The organism is Mesorhizobium sp. M0968, from assembly GCF_040319065.1.
GTDB lineage: Bacteria > Pseudomonadota > Alphaproteobacteria > Rhizobiales > Rhizobiaceae > Mesorhizobium.
In genome coordinates this window covers 72,495-94,756 of record NZ_JAMYNL010000016.1, presented here as the reverse complement: position 1 = coordinate 94,756, position 22,262 = coordinate 72,495, and the positions used below count along the sequence as shown (strand labels likewise).

Sequence of the window (22,262 nt, the reverse complement as noted above, 5' to 3'; positions counted from 1 at the left end):
CGTCCCGTGGCCTACATCGTGACGGACCATCTCTCGTGCGGGCATCGGCGAACTCAAATTCACTCGCCAGCCCGTCCCACGCGGGCGGGCTTCTAGCCACTTCGTCGCCGCTTGTCAATGAAGGGCGAAAGCTGTGGAAATTCCGCCGGAGATCAACGGCCGGCGCTGGCCAAAGCGCGTTTTTCGCGCCGCCGCTGCACCGAAGAGGGTATGTTCATGCCTTCCCGGTATTTGGCCACCGTGCGCCTGGCGATGTCGACGCCGCATTCCCGCAGCATGTCCACGATGGCATCGTCGGAAAGCACATCGATGGCTTTCTCCTCGTCGATCAGCTGCTTTATGCGGTCGCGCACCGCTTCCGACGAATGCGCATCGCCGCCACCTGACGAAGCGATCGAGGCGGTGAAGAAATAGCGCAGCTCGAACACACCGCGCGGCGTCAGCATGTATTTGTTTGCCGTGACGCGGCTGATCGTTGATTCGTGCATGCCGATGGCGTCCGCCACCGTGCGCAGGTTGAGCGGCTTCAGGTGCCGCACGCCGTGGACGAGAAAAGCGTCCTGCTGGCGCACGATCTCGGAGGCCACCTTGAGAATGGTCTTCGCCCGCTGGTCGAGGCTGCGCGTGAGCCAGTTGGCGTTCTGCAGGCATTCGGCGAGGAAATCCTTTTCCGCCTGGTTTTTCGCATGTGGCGTGACCTGGGCGAAATAGATGTGATCGACCAGCACGCGCGGCAGCGTCTCGGCATTGAGCTCGACCGTCCAGCTGCCGTCATTGGCTGCACGCACCTCGACGTCGGCCACGATCGCATCGCTGGCACCGCGCGAAAACGCCATTCCCGGCCGCGGGTCGAGCGCCCGGATCTCGGCCAGCATGTCGAGCAGATCCTCCTCGTCGACGCCGCAAATCCGCTTCAGCGTCTGGAAATCGCGCCGTGCCAGAAGTTCGAGATTGGCGATCAGCGCCTTCATCGCCGGATCGAGCCGGTCGCGCACGGCCAGCTGCAGCAACAGGCATTCGGCGAGGTCGCGGGCGAATATGCCGGCGGGCTCGAATGTCTGGCAGACCGCCAGGACCGTTGCCACCGCCGTGGCGTCCGCGCCGAGGCGGGCGGCGATCTCGGCCATGTCGGCACGCATGTAGCCGGCCTCGTCGAGGCCGTCGGCAAGCTCGCCTGCGATCAGGCGCGCCGCCGGATCGGCAAAGGCGAGCGCCACCTGCTCGCCGACATGGTCGCGCAGCGTAATGGCCGCCGCCGCCATATCCGCGACGTCGAAGCCGTCGGAGGAAGAGGTGGAACCGTTGCCGGACGCCGATTTCCATTGTGCCGTCAGGTCGGGCCCGAGCCGCTCGCTCGTACCAGGATCGTCAGGAAACAGGTTTTCCAGCGACGTATCGAGCTTTTCCGAGATCGCCTCGGCGCTCCATGCCGTTTCCGCCTCGAACCAGTCGCCGTCGGCAGCCGGTTCCGATGCGGCGTCGCCCTTCTGCGCCTGGTCGCTGGCGGCGTCCTCCTGCGGTTCGGCGCGTTCCAGCAGGGGATTGCGTTCGATCTCGTCGTCGATGAAGCGTTCCAACTCGAGATGGGTGAACTGCAGCAGGCGGATCGACTGCATCAGCTGCGGCGTCATCACCAGCGACTGCGACTGTCGTAGCTGTAGTTTTGCCGCCAACGCCATGGTTCGGTTTCAAACGCTCCGTCTACGCACCCGCACTGCTGGAAGGAATTTTCCAGGCCAGCATAGAAACTGGCCCGGCTTTTGCTTGTCAAGGCGAGGAGCGGCAAAACTCGCCTGCCGGCACGTTTTCAGGCAGAAAATTGAAGAAAAAGCTGCTGGACTACGCCGGAAATCCCGCTCGAGCCGGAATTTCGCACTTAGAGCGTAAATCCCTCGCCGAGATAAAGCCGCCGCACATCGGCATTTGCGACCACTTCGTCGGCTCGACCATGGGTCAGCACCTGGCCGGCATGGATGATGTAGGCGCGGTCGATCAGGCCAAGTGTCTCGCGGACATTGTGGTCGGTGATCAGAACGCCGATGCCACGTGCCGTCAAGTGGCGCACGAGTTGCTGGATGTCGGCGACGGCGATCGGATCGATGCCGGCGAAAGGTTCGTCGAGCAGCATGTAGGCGGGGCGGGTTGCCAAGGCGCGGGCAATTTCGAGGCGTCGCCGCTCACCGCCGGAGAGCGACAGCGACGGAGCCTTGCGCAGATGGCTGATGTGAAATTCCTCGAGCAATTCGTCGAGCAGGCGCTCACGCTCCTTGCGGCTCTTTTCGACGACCTCGAGCACGGCCCGGATGTTTTGCTCGACATTCAGGCCGCGAAAAATCGACGCTTCCTGCGGCAGATAGCCGATGCCGAGACGGGCGCGGCGATACATCGGCATCGACGTGACGTCGAAACCGTCGATTTCGATCGTGCCTTCATCGACCGGCACCAGGCCGGTTACCATGTAGAAACAGGTCGTCTTGCCGGCGCCGTTGGGGCCGAGCAGCCCAACCGCCTCGCCGGCGCGCACGCCCAGCGTCACGCCGCTGACGACTTTGCGGCCCTTGTAGCTTTTGGTCAGGCCCTTGGCGATCAAGGTTCCCTTGAACTTTGCCGCTTCGACGGTGACCCTGGCCGGTGCCGCAAGTTTGCTGGCGGCGCGCCCTGGAAGACGCGCCAGCAGCGACGATATACCGGTCATCAGGGTTTCGCTGCTCCAGACTTCGCCGGCGGCGTGATCGACATCATGACGCGGCCGCCGCAAGCGTCGACCTGGGCAAGGCCGCTCTTCATCTGCACGGTAAGCTTGCAGCCGACAAGCACGTTATCGCCTTGCGAGAGCACGACCTTGCTGCCCGAAAGCACCAGCACTTCGGTCTTCATGTCGAAGGTGCCGCGGTCGCCGGTGGCAACCTGATTGTCCGATTTGATGTAGACCTTATCGTCGACCTCGAGATGGTCGATGTTGGCGGATCCGGTCATCGCCGCGGCACCCGCGGGCTGGGCGCCTTTAGCGGCGCCTGCATCCCTGACGTAATAGACCGTCATTTTGCCGGCCTTGAGCACGGTTGGACCCTGGACGACGTTGACGTTGCCGGTGAAGACGGCGACGCTTTCCGCCTGGCGCACCTCGAGCTTGTCGCTTTCGATCTGGATAGGCTTGTCGCCCGACAGCCTGAGGCCGGACATTTGGCTGGTGGCACTGGATTGCGCCAGCGACGGCGCCGTCCCGAAGGTCAGCCCCAAGGGCAACCCGAGCGTCAACGCCGAAATCGCGGCGAGGCGCCGTGCCGAACTACTGAACCGCATTGGTCTCTCCGCTCTTTGCCTCTGCCGCCTTCAAACTGGCGGGATCGATGTCGACGCGCACCTTGTTCTCGAAAACCAGGACCTTGCCATTGTCCTGGACCGACATCGAATCCGCCCTGATCCGCGACCCGCCGCGGCTGACATCGACGGGCTCGCTTGTCTTCATAGTGCCTTCGCCCATGTCGAGATAGACTGATTTGAATTTTGCCACCACACCATCCGTGGTCGACACGGTCACATCGCTGGTCAGGCTGAGCGTGTTGCCGTCGCGATCATAGGTGCCGTGCGTGGCATCGATGGCGGCCGTGTTGTCGGTCGCAATCGGCAGCTTGGCCTTGATGCCCTCCAGATCGATGATGCCTTGTTTGCTGACATCCTGTATGGCGCGCAGGGCTGTCATCGAATAGGGCAGGTTCTGTTTGGTGAAGCCGTTGAGCTTGGGGTTGGCCATCACCAGCTTGCCATCGGCAAAGGCGCCGCCGTCGGCCTGCACCTCGATTGCAGCGGGAGCCATGAGATAGGAATAGACGGGAAACGCGACCGCAATCACGGCAGCGACCAGCGGCACGGCCAGCTTGAGGACACGGACCCGGCGCGAATGACGCTGCGCAACGTCAAACGCGTCGACCCGCGCCCGGCCTGCGGCCTTGGGAGCCAACTCCGTCTCGGTGTTGGTCGGTTCGATTGGTCCCGCTAACATGACTGCTTCTTCTAAACCCCTGCCCGCCAGGCCGCCCTATAGGTGGGGTGCCGGCGCCCTCAAGCAAGCACAAGCCGAGGAAAACCGCAAAAATGTGACAGCCGCCCCTGTACAATGAAAATGGCCCCAGCGCAGCCTGTACCTCATACCAGATATGGGCGCACAGTGTTAGAGCCTGTGGAACGTGACAGGTTGAGGCTTGCCGCGAATGCCTAACGGCCTTTGGCGCAAGGCCGTCAGGAAACGGTAGCCGGGCGCGAATGGTTGCTTTAAAAGCATCTGCTCCCACCGACTACGAGGCTGACCATGGTATTGAGAGCCGACGACCTGATCGACCGCCGCCGCTTGCGCCGCAAGCTGACATTCTGGCGTGTTGCGGCGATTATCGTCGCAGCAGCCGGACTGATCGCCTTCTCGGCATGGATCTATGGTGACGACTTCACCGGCGCGGCTGTCGACCACATCGCCAAGGTCAAGATCGAAGGTACCATCACCGAAGACGAAGAACTGATCAAGCGGCTGGAGGCAATCCGTCAGTCGCCGCGCGTCAAGGCTGTGATCCTGTCGATCGATTCACCCGGCGGCACCACCGTCGGTGGCGAATCGATCTATGAGGCAGTGCGCAAGCTTGCCGCCGAAAAGCCGGTGGTGGCCGAGGTCGGCACGCTCGCGGCTTCGGCGGGCTATATGATCGCCACCGCGGCCGACCATATTGTCGCACGCAAATCCTCGATCGTCGGCTCGATCGGCGTGCTGATCCAGTACCCGGATGTCAGCGGCCTCATGGACAAGCTCGGCGTCAAGCTGGAGGAGGTGAAATCCTCGCCCTTGAAGGCATCGCCTTCTCCCTTCAAGCCGACCAATGACGATGAGCGCGCCATGGTCCGCAAGCTCATCCTCGACAGCTACGACTGGTTCGTCGGCATCGTCGCCGAGCGCCGCAACATGACCAAGCCGGAGGTGCTGGCGCTCGCAGACGGGTCGATCTTCACCGGCCGGCAGGCGGTCACCAACAGATTGATCGACGCGGTCGGCGGCGAGGCCGAAGCAATCGACTGGCTTGCAGGCAAGGGTGTCGATGCCAAGCTCAAGGTGGTGGAATGGAAGGACACGGAAAAACGCGGCGGTTTCCTGTTCTCCAAAGCGATGGCGCAGACCGTCGGTGCTGCGCTTGGCCTGGCCGGCCATGACGGCGACGTCCTTCACGAAATTGGAGCGGACCGCTTGTTTCTTGACGGTCTCGTTTCCGTCTGGCACCCTTGAGGAACCGCTTGGGACGAGTGAAAAACCAAATAAAATCATTCTGATAATTTCGGCGGCACTGCTTTTACGGGGAGCCTTTTCATGATCAAATCCGAACTTGTGCAGATCATCGCCACGCGTAATCCGCATCTTTTCCTGCGCGACGTCGAAAACATTGTCAGCGCCATCTTCGATGAAATCACCGACGCGCTTGCCGAGGGCAACCGGGTCGAGTTGCGCGGCTTCGGCGCGTTTTCGGTGAAAAATCGCCCTGCCCGCACCGGCCGCAACCCGCGCACCGGCGAATCCGTAGAGGTCGAGGAGAAATGGGTACCGTTCTTCAAGACCGGCAAGGAATTGCGTGAAAGGCTGAACGGAGGCAAGTAGGCGCCGCGCCCGCCGTCCCGCTCCGATAGCAGTCCCTACGGAAAAACATGTTCAATCGCTTAATCCTCATCGTGGTCTTCGTGCCGCTGGCCATCATCCTGATCGCGCTGGCCGTTGCCAACCGCGAACCGGTCGCCTTCACGCTCGACCCGTTCAATCCGGGCAACCCGGCGCTGACGCTGACCTTGCCGCTGTTCATATTCCTGTTCCTTGCCCTTGCCATCGGCATGATCGTCGGCAGCCTGGCGACCTGGATCAAGCAGGGGCGCTATCGCAAGCTGGCGCGCCAGCGCGGTGCCGAGGCCGAGAATCTGCGCCAGGCGGTAAGCCGCGCGCCTGCCGCGCCTCGGGGCCCGGCTTTGCCGAAGCCGACAAACTGAAGCGTCTTTGACATATCTTTCGCGGAGCCTTTCATGCTGACCATTTCGGCCGCCGAGGTCGACAGCGCGCTGACCTTTCCCGGCCTGATCGAGACGCTCCGCGCCGCCTTTCGCGATGGCGCCGTACAGCCGGTGAGGCACCATCATACGATAGAGCGGCCCGACGGCGCCGCTTCAACGCTGCTTTTGATGCCGGCCTGGACCGACTTCAACACGGCTGGCACCTCCGCCGGCGGTCACATCGGCATCAAGATCGTCACCGTGTCGCCCGACAACAACGCTGTCGGCAAACCCGCGGTGATGGGCCTTTACCTCTTGCTCGACGGCACCACCGGCGAGCCGCAGGCCATGATCGACGGCCAGCGGCTGACGCAGTGGCGCACGGCCTGCGCCTCGGCGCTGGCCGCCTCCTACCTGGCCCGCGAGGACGCCTCGCGGCTGCTCGTGGTAGGCGCCGGCGCGCTGTCGCCGTTCCTGGCGAAGGCGCATTCGGCTGTGCGGCCGATCACCAGCATCCGCATCTGGAACCGCACGCCGGCCAATGCCGAAAAGGTCGCTGCAAGATTGCGTGCGGAAGGTTTTGCGGCCGAAGCCGCAGGCGATCTCGACGCCGAACTCGGCCAGGCCGACATCATTTCCTCGGCGACCATCACCACCGAACCGCTGGTCAAGGGCGCCTTGTTGCGACCCGGAACGCATGTCGACCTCGTCGGCGGCTTCACTCCGGCGATGCGCGAAAGCGACGACGACACGGTTGCGCGGGCCCGCGTCTATGTCGACACCCGCGCCGGCGCCACCAAGGAAGCCGGTGACATCGTCCAGCCGCTGGCCTCCGGCGTGTTGAAGCCGGAAGCCATCGTCGCCGACCTTTATGAACTCACGCGCGGCCAGAAAAAAGGCCGGCAGAACGACGACGAGATCACGCTGTTCAAGTCGGTCGGCGCAGCCCTCGAGGACCTCGCCGCCGGCATTGGCGTGTATCGCGCAAGCGTAGGGCAGTAGGGCAGTAGGGCAGTAGGGCAGTAGGGCAGTAGGGCAGTAGGGCAGTAGGGCAGTAGGAAACCGCACTGATCGTGCGGCGCCGCGCCAGCTATATTTCCTGTCACGTACTCCCCTACTGCCCTACTGCCCTACTGCCTTACTCCCTTTGCCAATAAACCCGCAGCCGATGATTGTCGGGATCGAGCGCGACGAAGGTCCGGCCGAAATCCATGTCGGTCGGGCTCTGCAGGATTTTCAGACCCCGTCCGGCCCAATCGGTGTAGGTGGCATCGACCGCCTCCGGCGTGTCCAGCGCAAAGACGATCTCGGCGCCACCGCCTGCTGCCGCGGCGGCCGGTTCCACGGTGTGACGCGACCAGAGGCCGAGCTTGAAGCCGTTGTCGAGCACGAACAGCACGAAGGTCGGCGAGGTCTCGACCGGCTGCCGCCCAAGCAGCGCGCTATAGAAGGCGCCGCTTTGCTCAGGCTTGTCGACATAGAGGATGACGAAATTGGGCGGTGTCATGAATTGCTCTCCAGATCGTTTCGACTGGAGGAGCATACCGTACGCCACTGCCAGATTCTGGCAGCAGTCTCAACTGAGCAGCAGCCTTAGCTTGGCGTGTCGAGCGTCGCCCGCCATTCTTTGAGCAGCACCTGACGGCGGCGCGGATAGCGCATCTCGGTGGCATTGAGGCCGGATATCCGGTCGGCGCGAAAGTGCCTGAAATCCTGGCGCATCTCGCACCAGGCCGCGACGACGCGCACCTTGTCGAAGAAGCCGAGTGCGAACGGCCAGACGGTGCGCTCGGAGGCAGCGCCGCCGGCGTCGCGATAGACAAAGCTCAGCTTACGCTCCTCGCGGATGGCCTGCCGCACCACGCCGAGATCGATGCCTTCGGTGACCTCGGTGCGCGACCCGACCAGCAGCGTCGAGGCGTCGAGCTCTTCGCGCAAATCGTCCGGCAGCACCGCCGCGATCTTGGCCAGCGCGTCGGTGGCGGCGTTCGCAAGCCGCCAGTCCGGCTGCTTGGCCACCCAGCGCGAACCGAGCACGATCGCCTCGATCTCCTCATCGGTGAACATCAAGGGCGGCAGCATGAAACCGGGCCTGAGCACGTAACCCAACCCCGCCTCACCCTCGATCGGCGCGCCCTGCCCCTGCAGCGTGGCGATATCGCGATAGAGCGTGCGGATCGACACACCCATTTCGCCCGCAAGGCTACGGCCGCTGACCGGCCGGCGATGCCGGCGCAGAATCTGGATCAGGTCGAGCAGGCGTTCAGCACGGGACATGAATCATGACCTGGTTTCAATCACAATAGAGCCCCAGCACTTTCGGCGGCAAGCGACATGGTAGCGGACGGGAACGTCTGCGCCCTGACGCCGTTGTCTGGCCATTATGGATATACGCGGGTTCCTGTTGTTCTGGTCGGTTTTGACCGCCATCGTCGCTGCGCTCAGCCTCGGACCATCCTTCGCCCATGTGCTGGAATCGGTGCCGCGGCTGACCAGATGGCCGCCTTCGCTCTGGCGTGAAACCACTGTCTTCAACGCTCAGTTCCAATTCTTCGCGATTGTCGGCGCACCGCTGGACGTGGCCGCGATCGCCTGTCCGGGGCTTCTCGCCTGGATGCTGCGCAGCGACCGCCCGGCATTCTGGTGGATTTTGGCCGCCACCGTGCTTTATCTGATGGCCCTCGTGGCGTGGTTTACCCTGGTCAAACCGGCAAACGATGTCCTGGCCACCTGGGTGCCTGGACCGATCCCGGACAATTTCGAAAGTATCCGGAGCAGCTGGGAAACCGGCCATATGGTCGTCACCGGCTTCAAGGCCGTTGGTTTCATAACGCTCGCAGTCGGCCTGCTGTCGATCAGGCGCGGCTGATCCGGTTGCACACGTCGGCAGCCCTTTTGTTGCGCCGGTCAATGTGCTGTGGCAGAAGCGGCGAGCCGCCTTCCGGAGATGCGCCTTCTTGAAACCTTTTCGCGACAAACGCCGCGACAGCCGCCCGCCCGCGAAGGGCGGGGCGGAGCAGCCGCGGCGGCGCGACACCGGCCTGACCGCCGGTTCGGAGCCTAAACTGCAGGACCGGTCCGAGCCGAAAGCCGCGCCGCGCCCTCTATCCCGCCGCGATGGCGCGCTGCCTGCCGAACATCTGCCGCTGATCCTCGAGGTCGGCCCCAATCAGGACTACGCGCTGCTCGACAGCGGCGCCGGAGAAAAACTCGAGCAATACGGCCCCTACCGCATCGTACGGCCGGAGGGCCAGGCGATCTGGCAAAAGGCTTTGCCGGCCAGGGACTGGGAGCGCGCCGACGCCATTTTCACCGGCGATACCGACGAGGAAGGCATCGGCCGCTGGCGCTTCCCCAAGACGCCGCTCGGCGAGACCTGGCCGATGAAGCATGACGGCATAGATTATCTCGGCCGCTTCACTTCGTTTCGCCATGTCGGCGTCTTTCCCGAGCAGGCCTCGCACTGGGACCACATGGCCGGACTGATCGCGTCGGCAAAACGGCCGGTGAAGGTGTTGAACCTGTTCGGTTACACCGGCCTTGCCTCCTTGGTGGCGGCGCGTGCCGGCGCCGAGGTCACCCACGTCGATGCTTCCAAGAAGGCGATCGGCTGGGCGCGCGAAAACCAGGAAATGGCGGGCTTGTCGCAAAAGCCGATCCGCTGGATCGTCGACGATGCCGTGAAATTCGCCGAGCGCGAGGAGCGCCGCGGCAGCCGCTACGACATCATCCTGTTCGACCCGCCCGCCTATGGCCGCGGACCGAAGGGCGAGGTCTGGCAGCTGTTCGAGGACCTGCCGGCGCTGACCGATATCTGCCGCGCGATCCTGACGCCGAAGCCGCTCGCCGTGGTACTGACCGCCTATTCGATCCGCGCCTCTTTTTTCGCCATCCATGCCCTGATGCGCGACACCTTCGCCGGCATGGGCGGCACGGTCGAGTCGGGTGAATTGATCATCCGCGAGAAATCTGCCGGTCGGGCGCTTTCGACCTCGCTGTTCTCACGCTGGGTGGCCTGAATGAGTGCCTACGAACGGCACGCGGGCGCGCCAGGGCAGGTGAAGGAAGTCACCAGCCTCGCCAACCCGCTGGTCAAGGACATCAAGGCGCTCGCGCTGAAGAAATTCCGTGACCAGCAGAATGCCTTCATGGCCGAAGGCCTGAAGCTGGTCATCGACGCGCTCGATCTCGGCTGGTCGATCAGGACACTGGTCTTCGCCAAGGCCGGACGTGGCAATACGGCGGTTGAAAAGGTCGCGGCGCGCACGGTCGCCGCCGGCGGCACCGTCCTTGAAGTTTCGGAAAAAGTGCTGGTCGCCATCACCCGCCGCGACAATCCGCAAATGGTCGTCGGCGTGTTCTCGCAGAAATACCTGCCGTTGAAGGACATCCGCGCCCGTGACGGCGACGTCTGGGTGGCGCTCGACCGCGTCCGCGACCCCGGCAATCTCGGCACCGTCATCCGCACGGTCGACGCTGTCGGGGCCAGGGGCGTCATCTTGGTCGGCGAGACCACCGATCCCTTTTCGGTCGAAACGGTGCGCGCCACCATGGGCTCGATTTTCGCCGTGCCGGTCGCCAAGGCGTCGCCCGAAGCTTTTCTCGCCTGGCGAACGAGCTTCCCCGGCCTCGTCGCCGGCACCCATCTGAAGGGTGCGGTCGACTACCGCTCGGTCGATTTTTCAAAGGGCCCGGTGCTTTTGATGATGGGTAACGAGCAGCAAGGCCTGCCTGACGAGCTTGCCGCAAGCTGCGACAAACTGCTGCGGATACCGCAGGCCGGCCGCGCCGATTCGCTCAACCTTGCAGTGGCCACCGGCGTCATGCTGTTCGAGATCCGGCGCGGCGCGCTGAAGCTCGGCCCGGAGGACGCCAGATCGTGACATCTCAAACCGTGAAACTGCAAACCATGAAGTCCTGGAGGCCGTATGCTCTTCTGGTCGTCGCCGCGATAGCGCTCGACCAGTGGGTGAAATACCTAGTCGAAACCGGTCTTGCCTTTCAGGAACGGCTCGACCTGCTTCCGTTCCTGGCGCTGTACCGCACCTACAACACCGGCATCGCGTTCTCGCTGTTTTCGTCCTTCGGCGACACCGGCCTGGTGGTCGTCGCGGTCCTGGTGGTCGCTTTCGTGCTCTATCTTGCGGCCCGCACGCCGCCCGGCCACCTGCTTGCCCGCATCGGCTTCGCACTGATCGTCGGCGGCGCGCTCGGCAACCTGATTGATCGCGCAATCTACGGTCATGTCATCGACTATGTCCTGTTCCATACGCCGGTCTGGTCCTTCGCGATCTTCAACCTCGCCGACGCCTTCATTTCGGTTGGTGCGGTGCTGGTCGTCTTCGACGAACTCATTGGCTGGCGGCGCGGAGCGTCGAGCGATTGACCTCACTCGCCTGGCGCCACACATTCTGATCTGCAAGCCCGAGGAGAAAAAATGCCCGAAACCTTCAAAGCCATCCTCGTTTCGCGTGACGCCGAGAAAAATCAGTCGGTCGCGGTGACCGAGCTTACCGAGGCAGACCTGATGGAGGGCGACGTCACCGTCGCGGTCGAGGCGACGACGGTGAACTACAAGGACGGTCTTGCAATTACCGGCAAGGCGCCGGTGATCCGCCGCTGGCCGCTGGTGCCGGGCATCGATTTCGCCGGCACCGTCATCTCGTCTTCCAATCCTGACTGGCGCAAGGGTGACAAGGTCATATTGAACGGCTGGGGCGTCGGCGAGACGCATTTCGGCGCCTTTGCAGGGCGCGCCCGCGTCAAGGGCGACTGGCTGGTGCCGTTGCCGGACGGCATGAGCCCGCATGATGCGATGGCGGTCGGCACCGCCGGCTACACCGCCATGCTTTGCGTCATCGCGCTGGAGCGCCACGGCATCGTGCCCGATCGCGGCCCGGTGGCGGTGACCGGCGCTGCCGGTGGCGTCGGCTCGGTCGCGGTCTCGATCCTGTCCAGCCTCGGCTATCACGTCATCGCCTCGACCGGCCGTGCTGCCGAAAGCCCCTATCTGATCGACCTCGGCGCCGCGGAAGTGATTTCACGCGACGAGCTTGCCCAGCCCGCAAAACCACTCGCCAAGGAACGCTGGGCCGGCGGCGTCGATGCGGTCGGCAGCCACACGCTGGCCAACGTTCTATCGATGACCTCCTATGGCGGCGCCGTTGCCGCTTGCGGCCTCGCCGGCGGCATGGACCTGCCGGCAAGCGTCGCGCCCTTCATCCTGCGCGGCGTCTCGCTGCTCGGCATCGATTCGGTGATGGCGCCGAAGGCGGTCCGCCTCGAGGCCTGGCGCCGTATCGGCGCCGATCTCGACCACGCAAAGCTTGCCAGCCTTTCGACGAGCATCGGCTTCGACGGCATCATCGGCGCCGCGCATGACATCGTCGAGGGTAAGATCCGCGGCCGCGTGGTGGTGGATATGTGAGCCCCCAAGGGAAAAAAAAGAGCGCGACCGGTAAAATTCGAGCGATCAACCACAACCTTCGATAAGCTCTGTCTGACAGGATTTCCGTATGATTGCGGAACCCGGCATCAGAGAGGCGGAACCAGCCGAACGGGCCGACGGGACGGCCCCCGCGGCGCCAGGACGGCAGCTTGTCGCCGCGCCACCGCTGGCGCCGGAACTGCCGGCCTCCAACCGCGAAGGCCTGCCCTTCCTGACGCTCGTCGCCATTGTCGTGCTGGCAGGCTTTTCGCATCTGACCGGGGCGCCGATCTTCATCACTATCGGCCTTTTGGCGACAGCCATCGCCGGGCTCGCCATGCATCTGCGCAACAGGCGCACCGAGCGCCGCGCGGTGGCCCTGCTCGATGCCACGACCGCCCGCAGCCGCGCCGAAATAGAGACGCTGGCCGACCGCATGTGGGAGATGCAGGAGAGCGAGGAGCGCTTTCGCGGGCTGATCGATGCACTCGGCGATCTCGTCGTCCATCGTGACCGCGACGGCCACATTGTCTACGCCAACAAGGTTTTCGCCGACCTTGTCGAAACCGACCAGCGCGACCTTGCCGGCAAGACTCTGGCCGAACTAGGCATCGATGTCGGCATCGTCCCCGACGCCGCGTTTTCCGACCATGAATGCCTGAGTTCCACCGACGTCGCCATTCGCACGCCGGACGGCCCACGCTGGTTCTCTTGGATCGAGCTGTCGGTGCGCGACAAGGACAGCGGCGCCGTTTCGCATCGCGCCATCGCCCGCGACATCACCGCTCGCAAGCGCGCCGAATCCTCGCTGATCACCGCCCGCGAGCGGGCCGAATATGCGAGCCAGGCCAAATCGCGCTTCCTCGCCACCGTCAGCCACGAGATCCGCACGCCGATGAACGGCATCATGGGCATGGCCCGGCTTCTCGCCGACACCAGCCTTTCGCCCGAGCAGCGGACCTATGTCGGCGCCATCTCGACCTCGGCCAGCGCGCTGCTGGCGCTGATCGAGGACCTGCTCGACTACTCCAAGATCGAGGCCGGCCGCTTCGATCCCGAACCGCAGCCGATGTCGGTGCGCGAGATCGCCGACAATGTCATCGAGCTTTTGGCGGCGCGGGCTTTTGCCAAGGATATCGGCCTCGGCTGTCATGTCGAACCCGACGTGCCGCAGCTGATCACCGCCGACCCCGGCAGGGTCAGGCAGGTGCTGCTCAATCTCATCGGCAACGCCGTCAAGTTCACCGACAGCGGCGGCGTCCTGGCAAGCATCGCCCGCGTCCGCACCGAAACCACCGACCGCATCCGCTTCACCATCACCGACACCGGCCCCGGTCTGCGCGAGCAGGACATGGAGCGCATATTCGAGGACTTCGAACAGGCTGACGGCACCTCGACCCGTGCGCATGGCGGTGCCGGCCTCGGTCTCGCCATTTCCAAGCGCCTGGTGACCGCCATGGGCGGCACTATCTCTGTGTCGAGCCGGCTTGGCCAGGGGTCCGAATTCGTCTTCGAGATTCCCGCTATTTCCGCCGTCGAGGCGCCGCAGATCCGCCAGGACGCGCTGTCGGGCCGGCATGCCGTGATCGTGTCGAAGAACCTGGTCGAGGCCGAAGCCCTCGCCCGCACCATTCGCGCCAATGGCGGCACGGTCGATCTGGCCACCGCCGCCGCCCAGGCCACCCCTTTCGCCGAGAGCTGCGACGTGCTGCTGATCGATGCTGCCATGGAGCAAAGCGACGGCAGGCTGCTCAGGCGCCTGCGCCAGAGCGGATTTGCCGATTGCGAGGCAGTGACGCTGATTGCACCGACCGACCGTGGCATGCTTGGCGAGTTCCGTGCCAATGGTTACGCCACCTTCCTTGCGAGGCCGGTGCGCGGCGAGACATTGCTGCGCGTGCTTTTGACCAGCCACGCGCCGGTCGTCGCCGAGCCGCAACTGCAAAGGCGCGGCGCGCAGGCGGGGCACGCCATTGGCGCCCGCCAGCAGGGCCTGTCGGTGCTGATCGCCGAGGACAACGACATCAACGCCATGCTGGCCCGCGCCACGCTGCTGAAGGCCGGGCATCGCGTGAAAGTGGTCGGCAACGGCAAGGCCGCCGTCGAGGCGGTCATCAGCACCGGCCACAAGCACCGTTACGACGTGGTGCTGATGGACTTGCATATGCCTGTCATGGACGGCCTGGACGCCATCGCCGCCATCCGCCGCCATGAGGAGGAGACCGCGGTGCCGCCGGTGCCGATCATGGTGCTGTCGGCCGACAGCCAGGAAAAGACCCGCCACGCCGTGCTCGCTCACGGTGCCAGCGGCTTCGTCACCAAGCCGCTCGACCCCGATGCCCTGGTTCATGCGGTCGAAGGGCAAGCGGCCGCCTGAGGCACAACATAGACGGTTGATAGATTGCCCAGTCGACGAAGTATTGCCCGCAGAGCCGTATCACGGTACTGTCACAATCCTGTTGCACCTACACCGTATCCCCGTGCCAAGAGGGATGGCTCGAAGGAGAATCACTCGTGCATACAGTCATGCCGGAATGTGATGCTCGGCCGAACGCCAGCGGGCCTTTGCTCGTCGGCCGGAACGCCGATGCCGTCATAAAAGGCGCATCGCTCGGCCGCATCGGCAATCTCGAAGTGCGGCTCGCCCGCAACGAGGCCGAGATCGCTGCCGCGCAGGAAGTGCGCTACCGGGTGTTCTACGACGAGCTTGGTGCCAGGAAGGACCTGTTCCAGATGCAGGACCGCCGCGATGCCGATCGCTTCGATCCCCTCTGCGACCATCTGCTGGTCTTCGATACTTCGCTTTCCGGCCCCGAGCATCGCCGCATCGTCGGCACCTACCGCCTGCTGCGGCAGGAGATTGCCGCGGCCGCCGGCGGCTTCTATTCCGAAGGCGAATTCGAACTGACCAAGCTGATCGCGCGGCATCCTGGCCAGCGCTTCCTCGAGCTCGGCCGCTCCTGTGTTCTGCCCGAATACCGCTCGAAGCGCACCATCGAGGCGCTGTGGCAAGGCATCTGGGCCTATATCAATCATTACGGCATTGGCGTGATGACCGGCTGCGCGTCGTTCCACGGCACCGTGCCGGCGGCACATGCAGAGGCGCTGACCTACCTTGCCCACCACTGCCGGACGAATTCATCCTGGGACGTGCGTGCCGTCGCCGGGCGCTATTGTTCGATGGATCTGATGCCGATCGAGGCCGTCAATACCAAGGCGGCGATCGCCGCGATGCCGCCGCTGGTCAAGGGCTATCTGCGCGTCGGCGCGCGCATCGGCGACGGTTGCGTCATTGATCGTGAATTCTCGACGGTCGACGTGTTCGTGGTGATGCCGGTCAAGGAGATCGGCGCCCGCTACGTCAATTATTATGGCGGAGAAGCGCAGCGGTTTGCGGCCTGAATAGGGGAGTAGGCGGAGAGAAGGCAAGGGCGCGAGTAGGCAATTGCTCTACTTTACCCGACGTAGCGCTATTCCCTACTCCCGTACTGCCCTATTCCCCTACTCCCCTAACTTACGCATCTTTCTCAGCCTGCTCGTTGACCGGCCCCGGCTCCACCGGCGCTTCGCTTGCGACATGCTTGGGGCCGCCCTTGGCGACACCGACCATGGCCGGCCGCAGCACACGCTCGCCGATCGAATAGCCGGGCTGCACGACCTGCACGACCGTGTTGGCCGGTACGTCGGGATTGGGCACCTCGAACATCGCCTGGTGGAAATTCGGATCGAATTTCTCGCCCTCGGGCTCAAGCTTCTTCACGCCGTGGCGTTCCAGCGCCGACAGCATGGCGCGCTCGGTGATCTCGACGCCGTCGATCAGCGTCTTGAAGCCGGCATCGCCCGACGCCTTGGCCTCCTCCGGGATGGCATCCAGCGCACGGCGCAGATTGTCCGACACCGAAAGCATGTCGCGGGCAAAATTGGCAACCGCATAGGCGCGCGCATCGTGGACGTCGCGGGCGGTACGGCGGCGCAAATTCTCCATGTCGGCCGCGACGCGCAGCGCGCGATCCTTCAGCTCTTCGTTTTCCTTCAGAAGCCGCACAAGCGCTTCATAGTCGCCGTCGACGCCGCCTTCCCTTGGCTCCGCGGCAGCCTCGGTCTTCTCGGCTTCATCGGGCGCGCGTTCGTCTTTTGCCTGGTCGCTCATCGCCGTTTCCCGTCATTTTCGAATGGTGTGGATTTGCGCCCGATATCGAGGTTTGCCGGCCAAAAATCAAGGGGCAAGCGATACTGCAGCCGCTGTCGCGGCTTGACGGCGGACGGCGCATACCTTTCGATTTTAATTCAAACTTTACCGTACCCGACGGCTTTGCTTGCCAGCATACTACAATGCGGGAACCATTCCTCCCTTGGAAGAGTTTCGAAGTCGACACAGGATTTTGGATGATGCCCCGCAGGAATGGCGAAAAACGCGACGGGCTCGCCGCCGATATCCGGCGCCAGCTCGGCACCGAGGCGACCAAGCGCTTTCTGCGCACCTTGCCGGCCTTCCGCACGGAGTCCGATATTCCCGACCGTCTGAAGGAATTGCTCGACCGCCTGGACGGCGTAGAAGCCAAGGTGGTCGCAGGCGGGCGCCGTCGGTAGGCGCCGTTGCCGGCGACGCGACCTGCGATTGCGGCCGCAATCCTCGCCATCGCGCGACATTTACCCGCAGTAACTTTGCGTGATCTCCGCCTTGCGGCAGCGCGCCGCTCCGCCTATGTTTCATGATGAACATGATTTCCCCCGAAGCTGTGGCAAACAGCAAGCGCGCCTGGTTGAAGATCCTGTCGCGCTATAAAAAGCCCGACAGGCGTCGCAGCGCCGTCGAACTCGCCATCACCCTCATCCCCTTCGCCACGCTGTGGGCATTGTCCTCGGCCGCTTATGCCTATGGCCATTGGTGGGGTCTGGTCCTCATCCTTCCGGCCGCCGGCTTTCTGGTGCGGATCTTCATGATCCAGCACGATTGCGGCCACGGCTCCTTCTTTGCCAACCGCTATGCCGACGACTGGATCGGCCGCGTGCTTGGCGTGCTGACGCTGACGCCCTACGATTGCTGGCGCCGCGCCCACGCAACCCATCACGCCAGCGCCGGCAATCTCGACGAGCGCGGCACCGGCGACATCAAGACACTGACCGTCGCCGAATACCGGCAACTGTCGTGGCGGGGCCGGCTCGCCTATCGCCTCTATCGCCATCCGCTGGTGATGTTCGGCCTTGGCCCGATCTGGATTTTCATTTTCGAGCAGAGACTGCCCTTGGGCATGATGCGGGGCGGTTTCACCCCCTGGGTGTCGTCGATGTCGACCAACCTCGCCATCGCGGTCATCGCCGCGCTGCTCATCTGGTTCGTTGGCCCCGGCGCGTTTCTGGTCGTGCATTTGCCGATCGTCATCCTCGCCGGATCGGCCGGCATCTGGCTGTTCTATGTCCAGCATCAGTTCGAGGAGACGGAGTGGACAAAGGACTCCGAGTGGGAATTCCAGCACGCTGCTCTGCACGGTTCGTCCTATTACGACCTGCCGCCGGTGCTGAACTGGATCACCGGCAATATCGGCGTCCACCACGTGCACCACCTCTCGGCCAAGGTGCCGTGCTACCGGCTTCCGGAAGTGCTGAGGGACTATCCGGAGCTGCGTGAGATCGGCCGCGTCACACTCCTCGACAGCCTGCGCTGCGTCAAGCTGGCGCTGTGGGACGAGAGTCGCAGCAAGCTGGTATCGTTCCGCGAAGCGCGGATGGCCGTGTAAAGCATACCGCCGCACCTAAAGCGCGTTGCGCTCGACCGGCCTCATGCGACGCGCTTTAGGTTGTCGTTTATGCATGCCGTTATCGCAAAACCGCTGACACTTTTGCGCGACATGCGTTAGGGGTGCGGCGGGCTCCACATTCCGAGCTTAAGCCGCCCGGCGCTGGTCGCGCATCAGGGTCTCGCCCTGGCGGATCTCGGTGCCCAGCACTTTCAGGCATTCGCGCATGAAGGCGGCAAGGCCCGGCCAGCCCTTGGCCGACACCAGATTGCCGTCGACATGGGCGCCGGTCGGCGCAACATCGATATAGATGCCGCCGGCCAGCGTGACTTCCGGCTCGCAATATTGCAGCGCCGCGACTTCCCTGCCGCGCACCACGCCGTCGACCGCGATCAGGATCTGCACGCCGTGGCAGATGGTGAAGATCGGTTTTCCCGTCTCATGGAAATGCCGCACCAGCGCCTGCACGCGCTTGTCGATGCGGATATATTCCGGCCCGCGCCCGCCCGCCGCGTAGACGGCATCGTAGTCGGCCGGATTGACCTCGGAAAACGTCTTGTTGAGGATGTAGTCGTGGCCGAGCTTTTCCGTATAGGTCTGGTGGCCCTCGAAGTCGTGCAGCGAGGTCTTCAGGATATCGCCGGCCTTCTTGTCGGGGCAAACGACATGGACGGTGTGGCCCACCGCATGCATGGCCTGTTCAAAGACGAAAATCTCGTACTCCTCGCTGAACTCGCCAACGAGCATCAATATCTTCTTGCCAGCCATACCCGGTTCCTCCCTTGTGGCCACATTTATTCGGATCGCGAAATAATGGGCCTATCCTAAGGCGGAGAGGCGCAAAATAAAAGGCTGAATCGGGAATGTGGTCCGACCAGATAGGGCTTCTGGCCCTCTGGAGCGGATCAGCCGGCGCGCACCCGCCGCCAGGAATATTTCGGGCCTTTGGCCTCCGGCTTCACCGCCGGCTGATAGAACAGCGGCAGTCCGCCGGTGCGGCCTTGCTCGAGCCGCTTCAGCAGCACCGGGTGCGATACCTCGAATTCATCGAAGCCGACGCGCAGCATATGCGGCAGCTGATCGATCAGCACCTGCCCGGTGGCGCGCATAGCGCCTGCAAAATGATAACGGCTGCGCAGCAATTCGCCCTTGGAGAACGAGCGGCCGTCATTGAACGCCGGAAACGCCAGCGCCACCAGCGACAGCTGATCGAGCAGGCCTGCGATCTTCTCGAGCTGATCGCCGGGCTGCAGCAGCACACCGATGCGCTCCTTCGCCGACCGCCGCACCTCCGGATCGAGGCCGAGAAACGCCTGCAAGGGCAGGATGAAACGGCCATTGCCGACCAGCGCCTCGGCGCTTTCGGCATGAACCCACTCGTCCTCGCGGAACCCATCCGGTGTCCACAGCCGCATGGTGTTTTCGGCTATCAAGTCGCTCATCAAGAAAATTCCCAAGTCCAAAGATTCTAAAGTGCAAAACACCTCAGGGTGCGTTGAGATTCAGGTCAGGCCGAGCCGAAGGCGGGCGCGAAGCGACCAAACTGTGTGGCCTCCGAGAACCGGAGCTGAGCGTACTTTGGGTACGTGAGCGCCGGAAGCACAGGAAGCCGCCGTTTGCAGGCCGGCTGAATATCAATATACCCTAAAGCGAGGCGTCCGTCAGCGATCTTTCCAGCCCCGACAAATGGATGCCGCATTCGGTCTTGGCATGGCCGGCCCAGCGGCCGCTGCGCGCATCGTCGCCCGGTTGCACCGGCTGCGTGCATGGGAAACAGCCGATCGACAGATAGCCATAGGCGACCAGCGGGTTTTCACGCAGCGCATGCGCGCGCATGTAGCCGGCCTGGTCCGATGTCGTCCAGTGCGCCAGCGGATTGATGCGGATGCGCGAGCCGACCGCCTCGAACACCGGCAGCGCTGCCCGGGTCGCCGCCTGGAAGCGCTTGCGGCCGGTGAACCAGGCGCGGAACGGCTCGACGCCGCGCGCCAGCGGCTCGACCTTGCGGACGTCGCAGCAGGCGTCGGTGTCGGTCTCGTTCAGATTGCCGGTCGGGTCGATCCTTGCCAGCGCCGCATCGTCGGGCCTGATCACCCGGATATCGCTCAGCCCGAAATCGGCGGCCAGCGCGTCACGATAGCCGAGCGTCTCCTCGAAATGCTTGCCGGTGTCGAGAAAGATCACCGGCAGCGTCCGGTCGATCTCGGCGATCATGTGCAGCAGCACCGCCGAATCCGCGCCGAAGGACGAGACGGCGGCGATTTCGCCGTGAAAGAACTCCCGGGTCGACCGCTCGATGATCTCCAGCGGCTTCAGATGGCCGTAGAGCGCGTCGAGACCCGCTGCTTGGGCGGCGATGCCGGCCTCGACGTCGACGATACGGTCAAGCGGCCTTGGCTTCGCCAGCATAGAGCGCCTCCTTGAACGGCGCGGGACCGACTCGGCGGTAGGCGTCGATGAATCTTTCGTTTCTGTCCAGCCGAAGCCCGAGATAGGTCTCGACGATCTGCTCGATGGCATCGGTGATCTCTTCCGAACTGAAGCCGCGGCCGATGATCTCGCCGACCGAGGTGTTCTCGTCGGCCGAGCCGCCGAGCGTCACCTGGTAGAGCTCGGCGCCTTTCTTCTCGACCCCGAGGATGCCGATATGGCCGACATGGTGATGGCCGCAGGCATTGATGCAGCCGGAAATCTTCAGCTTCAATTCGCCGATGTCGCGCTGGCGCTCCAGCGAAGCAAAGCGCCGCGAGATTTCCTGCGCCACGGGAATGGAACGCGCCGTTGCCAGCGCGCAATAGTCGAGGCCGGGGCAGGAGATGATGTCGCTGATCAGGTTGGAATTGGCCGTCGCCAGCCCGATATCGACAAGCGCGTCATAGACCGCCTTGAGGTCGGCACGCGCCACATGCGGCAGGATCAGGTTCTGCTCGTGGCTGACGCGCAGCTCGTCGAATGAATATTTTTCGGCAATGTCGGCGACCGCTTCCATCTGGCTGTCGGAGGCATCGCCCGGCGTCTCGCCGATGCCCTTGAGCGAGATGGTCACCGCCGCGTAGTCGGGATGGCGATGGGTGACCACATTCTGATCCAGCCATTCGGAAAAGCTCTTGGAGTCGAGACGGGCAAGCTTGACCGCCTCGTCGCCTTCCGGCCGGTCGACAAGTGGAGGCGGCGCGAAATAGGCATCGATGGCGCGGATGTCTTCTTCCGGCAGCCTCAGCTCGGCGTCCTTCAACTCCTGCCATTCGGCCTCGACCTGGCGGGTGATCTCCTCGACGCCGGTCTCATGGACCAGGATCTTGATGCGCGCCTTGAACTTGTTGTCGCGCCGGCCGTAGAGGTTGTAAACGCGAAGGATCGCCGTGCAGTAGGACAACAGATCCGCTTCGGGCAGGAAATCGCGGATCTTCTTGGCGACCATCGGCGTGCGGCCTTGGCCGCCGCCGACATAGACGGCGAAACCGAGCTCGCCGGCGGCGTTCTTCTTCAGGTGCAGGCCGATGTCGTGCGTCTGGATGGCGGCGCGGTCGCGCTCGGCGCCGGTCACCGCGATCTTGAATTTTCGCGGCAGGAACGAGAACTCCGGATGCACCGAGGACCATTGCCGCAGGATTTCGGCATAGGGGCGCGGATCGGCAACCTCGTCGGCGGCTGCGCCGGCGAAGTGGTCGGCGGTGACGTTGCGAATGCAATTGCCGCTGGTCTGGATGGCGTGCATCTCGACGCTTGCCAGATCCGCCAGGATCGCCGGGATGTCCGACAGCGCCGGCCAGTTGAACTGGATGTTCTGGCGCGTCGTGAAATGGCCGTAACCCTTGTCGTATTTGCGGGCGATGTGGCCAAGCATGCGCAGCTGCTTGCTGTTCAGCGTGCCGTAGGGCACCGCGATGCGCAGCATATAGGCATGCAGTTGCAGATAGACGCCGTTCATCAGCCGCAGCGGCCGGAACTGGTCCTCGGTGATCTCGCCGGCAAGGCGCCGCGCGACCTGGTCGCTGAACTCGGCGACGCGGGCCTTGACGAAATCGTGGTCGAACTCATCGTAACGGTACATATTCAGGTCTTTCCGGGCGCGTCCGCCCGTT

The 22,262-nt window shown here is 63.8% G+C and carries 24 protein-coding genes; 13 read left to right on the top strand and 11 right to left on the bottom strand.

The features are described from left to right. Positions 1 to 152 precede the first annotated feature (152 nt). From rpoN to lptC, 4 genes are all read right to left on the bottom strand, one after another. Positions 153 to 1,679 (bottom strand): RNA polymerase factor sigma-54, encoded by a 1,527-nt coding sequence (rpoN, locus tag NKH67_RS23725; RefSeq protein ID WP_353031886.1) that lies wholly within the window; start codon positions 1,677 to 1,679, stop codon positions 153 to 155. Between the two features lie 197 nt (positions 1,680 to 1,876). Then, on the bottom strand, positions 1,877 to 2,695 hold the full coding sequence (lptB, locus tag NKH67_RS23720) for an LPS export ABC transporter ATP-binding protein (protein WP_292664962.1): 819 nt from the start codon (positions 2,693 to 2,695) through the stop codon (positions 1,877 to 1,879). Next, on the bottom strand, positions 2,695 to 3,303 hold the full coding sequence (locus NKH67_RS23715) for an LptA/OstA family protein (protein WP_292664963.1): 609 nt from the start codon (positions 3,301 to 3,303) through the stop codon (positions 2,695 to 2,697). The genes lptB and NKH67_RS23715 overlap by 1 nt, the downstream gene beginning before the upstream one ends. Next, the gene (lptC, locus tag NKH67_RS23710) at positions 3,290 to 4,003 is read right to left on the bottom strand and encodes an LPS export ABC transporter periplasmic protein LptC (RefSeq protein ID WP_352502649.1); all 714 of its coding nucleotides are present in this window, start codon (positions 4,001 to 4,003) and stop codon (positions 3,290 to 3,292) included. Before lptC ends, NKH67_RS23715 begins: the two co-directional genes overlap by 14 nt. 306 nt (positions 4,004 to 4,309) lie before the next feature. On the opposite strand from lptC, the gene sppA reads away from it, so the two are divergent. The 4 genes from sppA to lhpI all read left to right on the top strand — a co-directional run bounded on the left by sppA (position 4,310) and on the right by lhpI (position 7,014). Beyond that, the gene (gene sppA, locus NKH67_RS23705) at positions 4,310 to 5,266 is read left to right on the top strand and encodes a signal peptide peptidase SppA (protein WP_352502648.1); all 957 of its coding nucleotides are present in this window, start codon (positions 4,310 to 4,312) and stop codon (positions 5,264 to 5,266) included. 81 nt (positions 5,267 to 5,347) lie between these two features. Then, positions 5,348 to 5,632 carry an integration host factor subunit beta gene (locus tag NKH67_RS23700; protein ID WP_023675261.1) on the top strand — a complete coding sequence of 95 codons (285 nt, stop codon included), beginning with the start codon at positions 5,348 to 5,350 and terminating at the stop codon, positions 5,630 to 5,632. Between the two features lie 47 nt (positions 5,633 to 5,679). After that, positions 5,680 to 6,012, top strand: coding sequence for a LapA family protein (locus tag NKH67_RS23695; RefSeq protein WP_352613047.1), 333 nt, complete (start codon positions 5,680 to 5,682; stop codon positions 6,010 to 6,012). Positions 6,013 to 6,045: 33 nt separating this feature from the next. Then, positions 6,046 to 7,014, top strand: a complete 969-nt coding sequence (gene lhpI, locus NKH67_RS23690; RefSeq protein WP_352502646.1) for a bifunctional Delta(1)-pyrroline-2-carboxylate/Delta(1)-piperideine-2-carboxylate reductase — start codon at positions 6,046 to 6,048, stop codon at positions 7,012 to 7,014. Positions 7,015 to 7,150: 136 nt separating this feature from the next. Here lhpI and NKH67_RS23685 read toward each other — a convergent pair whose 3' ends face one another. Both NKH67_RS23685 and NKH67_RS23680 read right to left on the bottom strand, forming a co-directional pair. Further along, the gene (locus tag NKH67_RS23685) at positions 7,151 to 7,519 is read right to left on the bottom strand and encodes a VOC family protein (RefSeq protein WP_352469426.1); all 369 of its coding nucleotides are present in this window, start codon (positions 7,517 to 7,519) and stop codon (positions 7,151 to 7,153) included. An 86-nt stretch (positions 7,520 to 7,605) separates the two neighbouring features. After that, positions 7,606 to 8,289 carry a helix-turn-helix transcriptional regulator gene (locus NKH67_RS23680; RefSeq protein ID WP_352468341.1) on the bottom strand — a complete coding sequence of 228 codons (684 nt, stop codon included), beginning with the start codon at positions 8,287 to 8,289 and terminating at the stop codon, positions 7,606 to 7,608. A gap of 106 nt (positions 8,290 to 8,395) precedes the next feature. Between NKH67_RS23680 and NKH67_RS23675 the strand changes: the two genes are divergently transcribed. The 7 genes from NKH67_RS23675 (at position 8,396) to olsB (ending at position 15,841) form a co-directional block, all read left to right on the top strand. Next, positions 8,396 to 8,881, top strand: coding sequence for a DUF1772 domain-containing protein (locus NKH67_RS23675; protein ID WP_352469425.1), 486 nt, complete (start codon positions 8,396 to 8,398; stop codon positions 8,879 to 8,881). Between the two features lie 196 nt (positions 8,882 to 9,077). After that, positions 9,078 to 10,031, top strand: a complete 954-nt coding sequence (locus NKH67_RS23670; protein ID WP_502893797.1) for an RsmD family RNA methyltransferase — start codon at positions 9,078 to 9,080, stop codon at positions 10,029 to 10,031. Next, a complete protein-coding gene (locus NKH67_RS23665) occupies positions 10,032 to 10,895 on the top strand; it encodes a TrmH family RNA methyltransferase (protein WP_352469423.1) in 864 nt (287 codons plus the stop codon). Between the two features lie 26 nt (positions 10,896 to 10,921). Further along, positions 10,922 to 11,398: a signal peptidase II gene (gene lspA / locus NKH67_RS23660; protein ID WP_352454178.1), complete on the top strand. Its 477-nt coding sequence runs from the start codon at positions 10,922 to 10,924 to the stop codon at positions 11,396 to 11,398. A 51-nt stretch (positions 11,399 to 11,449) separates the two neighbouring features. After that, positions 11,450 to 12,439, top strand: a complete 990-nt coding sequence (gene acuI / locus NKH67_RS23655; RefSeq protein ID WP_352469422.1) for an acrylyl-CoA reductase (NADPH) — start codon at positions 11,450 to 11,452, stop codon at positions 12,437 to 12,439. 88 nt (positions 12,440 to 12,527) lie between these two features. Continuing rightward, entirely contained in the window at positions 12,528 to 14,816 is a 2,289-nt protein-coding gene (locus tag NKH67_RS23650) for a PAS domain-containing hybrid sensor histidine kinase/response regulator (RefSeq protein WP_352469421.1), read from the top strand. Positions 14,817 to 14,965: 149 nt separating this feature from the next. Further along, positions 14,966 to 15,841 carry a l-ornithine N(alpha)-acyltransferase gene (gene olsB, locus NKH67_RS23645; RefSeq protein ID WP_023675251.1) on the top strand — a complete coding sequence of 292 codons (876 nt, stop codon included), beginning with the start codon at positions 14,966 to 14,968 and terminating at the stop codon, positions 15,839 to 15,841. Positions 15,842 to 15,953: 112 nt separating this feature from the next. On the opposite strand, the gene grpE is transcribed toward olsB, so the two are convergent. Beyond that, entirely contained in the window at positions 15,954 to 16,589 is a 636-nt protein-coding gene (gene grpE, locus NKH67_RS23640) for a nucleotide exchange factor GrpE (protein WP_352502644.1), read from the bottom strand. 236 nt (positions 16,590 to 16,825) lie between these two features. Between grpE and NKH67_RS23635 the strand changes: the two genes are divergently transcribed. Both NKH67_RS23635 and NKH67_RS23630 read left to right on the top strand, forming a co-directional pair. Beyond that, positions 16,826 to 17,029 (top strand): hypothetical protein, encoded by a 204-nt coding sequence (locus NKH67_RS23635; RefSeq protein ID WP_023675249.1) that lies wholly within the window; start codon positions 16,826 to 16,828, stop codon positions 17,027 to 17,029. A gap of 125 nt (positions 17,030 to 17,154) precedes the next feature. Further along, positions 17,155 to 18,177: a fatty acid desaturase gene (locus tag NKH67_RS23630; RefSeq protein WP_352469420.1), complete on the top strand. Its 1,023-nt coding sequence runs from the start codon at positions 17,155 to 17,157 to the stop codon at positions 18,175 to 18,177. A gap of 147 nt (positions 18,178 to 18,324) precedes the next feature. Here the strand turns inward: NKH67_RS23630 and NKH67_RS23625 are convergent, their stop codons facing one another. The 4 genes from NKH67_RS23625 to NKH67_RS23610 all read right to left on the bottom strand — a co-directional run bounded on the left by NKH67_RS23625 (position 18,325) and on the right by NKH67_RS23610 (position 22,231). Continuing rightward, positions 18,325 to 18,945, bottom strand: coding sequence for a DJ-1/PfpI family protein (locus tag NKH67_RS23625; protein WP_352502643.1), 621 nt, complete (start codon positions 18,943 to 18,945; stop codon positions 18,325 to 18,327). Between the two features lie 137 nt (positions 18,946 to 19,082). Continuing rightward, positions 19,083 to 19,619, bottom strand: a complete 537-nt coding sequence (locus NKH67_RS23620; protein ID WP_352469419.1) for a DUF934 domain-containing protein — start codon at positions 19,617 to 19,619, stop codon at positions 19,083 to 19,085. A 202-nt stretch (positions 19,620 to 19,821) separates the two neighbouring features. Beyond that, positions 19,822 to 20,586, bottom strand: coding sequence for a phosphoadenylyl-sulfate reductase (locus tag NKH67_RS23615; RefSeq protein WP_352448339.1), 765 nt, complete (start codon positions 20,584 to 20,586; stop codon positions 19,822 to 19,824). Beyond that, on the bottom strand, positions 20,561 to 22,231 hold the full coding sequence (locus tag NKH67_RS23610; protein ID WP_352469418.1) for a nitrite/sulfite reductase: 1,671 nt from the start codon (positions 22,229 to 22,231) through the stop codon (positions 20,561 to 20,563). The genes NKH67_RS23615 and NKH67_RS23610 overlap by 26 nt, the downstream gene beginning before the upstream one ends. Positions 22,232 to 22,262: the final 31 nt, after the last annotated feature.

Coding starts and splice junctions, on each gene's coding strand:
- rpoN (WP_353031886.1), bottom strand. CDS start 1,679: ATGGCGTTGGCGGCAAAACTACAGCTACGACAGTCGCAGTCGCTGGTG.
- lptB (WP_292664962.1), bottom strand. CDS start 2,695: ATGACCGGTATATCGTCGCTGCTGGCGCGTCTTCCAGGGCGCGCCGCC.
- NKH67_RS23715 (WP_292664963.1), bottom strand. CDS start 3,303: ATGCGGTTCAGTAGTTCGGCACGGCGCCTCGCCGCGATTTCGGCGTTG.
- lptC (WP_352502649.1), bottom strand. CDS start 4,003: ATGTTAGCGGGACCAATCGAACCGACCAACACCGAGACGGAGTTGGCT.
- sppA (WP_352502648.1), top strand. CDS start 4,310: ATGGTATTGAGAGCCGACGACCTGATCGACCGCCGCCGCTTGCGCCGC.
- NKH67_RS23700 (WP_023675261.1), top strand. CDS start 5,348: ATGATCAAATCCGAACTTGTGCAGATCATCGCCACGCGTAATCCGCAT.
- NKH67_RS23695 (WP_352613047.1), top strand. CDS start 5,680: ATGTTCAATCGCTTAATCCTCATCGTGGTCTTCGTGCCGCTGGCCATC.
- lhpI (WP_352502646.1), top strand. CDS start 6,046: ATGCTGACCATTTCGGCCGCCGAGGTCGACAGCGCGCTGACCTTTCCC.
- NKH67_RS23685 (WP_352469426.1), bottom strand. CDS start 7,519: ATGACACCGCCCAATTTCGTCATCCTCTATGTCGACAAGCCTGAGCAA.
- NKH67_RS23680 (WP_352468341.1), bottom strand. CDS start 8,289: ATGTCCCGTGCTGAACGCCTGCTCGACCTGATCCAGATTCTGCGCCGG.
- NKH67_RS23675 (WP_352469425.1), top strand. CDS start 8,396: ATGGATATACGCGGGTTCCTGTTGTTCTGGTCGGTTTTGACCGCCATC.
- NKH67_RS23665 (WP_352469423.1), top strand. CDS start 10,032: ATGAGTGCCTACGAACGGCACGCGGGCGCGCCAGGGCAGGTGAAGGAA.
- lspA (WP_352454178.1), top strand. CDS start 10,922: ATGAAGTCCTGGAGGCCGTATGCTCTTCTGGTCGTCGCCGCGATAGCG.
- acuI (WP_352469422.1), top strand. CDS start 11,450: ATGCCCGAAACCTTCAAAGCCATCCTCGTTTCGCGTGACGCCGAGAAA.
- NKH67_RS23650 (WP_352469421.1), top strand. CDS start 12,528: ATGATTGCGGAACCCGGCATCAGAGAGGCGGAACCAGCCGAACGGGCC.
- olsB (WP_023675251.1), top strand. CDS start 14,966: ATGCCGGAATGTGATGCTCGGCCGAACGCCAGCGGGCCTTTGCTCGTC.
- grpE (WP_352502644.1), bottom strand. CDS start 16,589: ATGAGCGACCAGGCAAAAGACGAACGCGCGCCCGATGAAGCCGAGAAG.
- NKH67_RS23635 (WP_023675249.1), top strand. CDS start 16,826: ATGATGCCCCGCAGGAATGGCGAAAAACGCGACGGGCTCGCCGCCGAT.
- NKH67_RS23630 (WP_352469420.1), top strand. CDS start 17,155: ATGAACATGATTTCCCCCGAAGCTGTGGCAAACAGCAAGCGCGCCTGG.
- NKH67_RS23625 (WP_352502643.1), bottom strand. CDS start 18,945: ATGGCTGGCAAGAAGATATTGATGCTCGTTGGCGAGTTCAGCGAGGAG.
- NKH67_RS23620 (WP_352469419.1), bottom strand. CDS start 19,619: ATGAGCGACTTGATAGCCGAAAACACCATGCGGCTGTGGACACCGGAT.
- NKH67_RS23615 (WP_352448339.1), bottom strand. CDS start 20,586: ATGCTGGCGAAGCCAAGGCCGCTTGACCGTATCGTCGACGTCGAGGCC.
- NKH67_RS23610 (WP_352469418.1), bottom strand. CDS start 22,231: ATGTACCGTTACGATGAGTTCGACCACGATTTCGTCAAGGCCCGCGTC.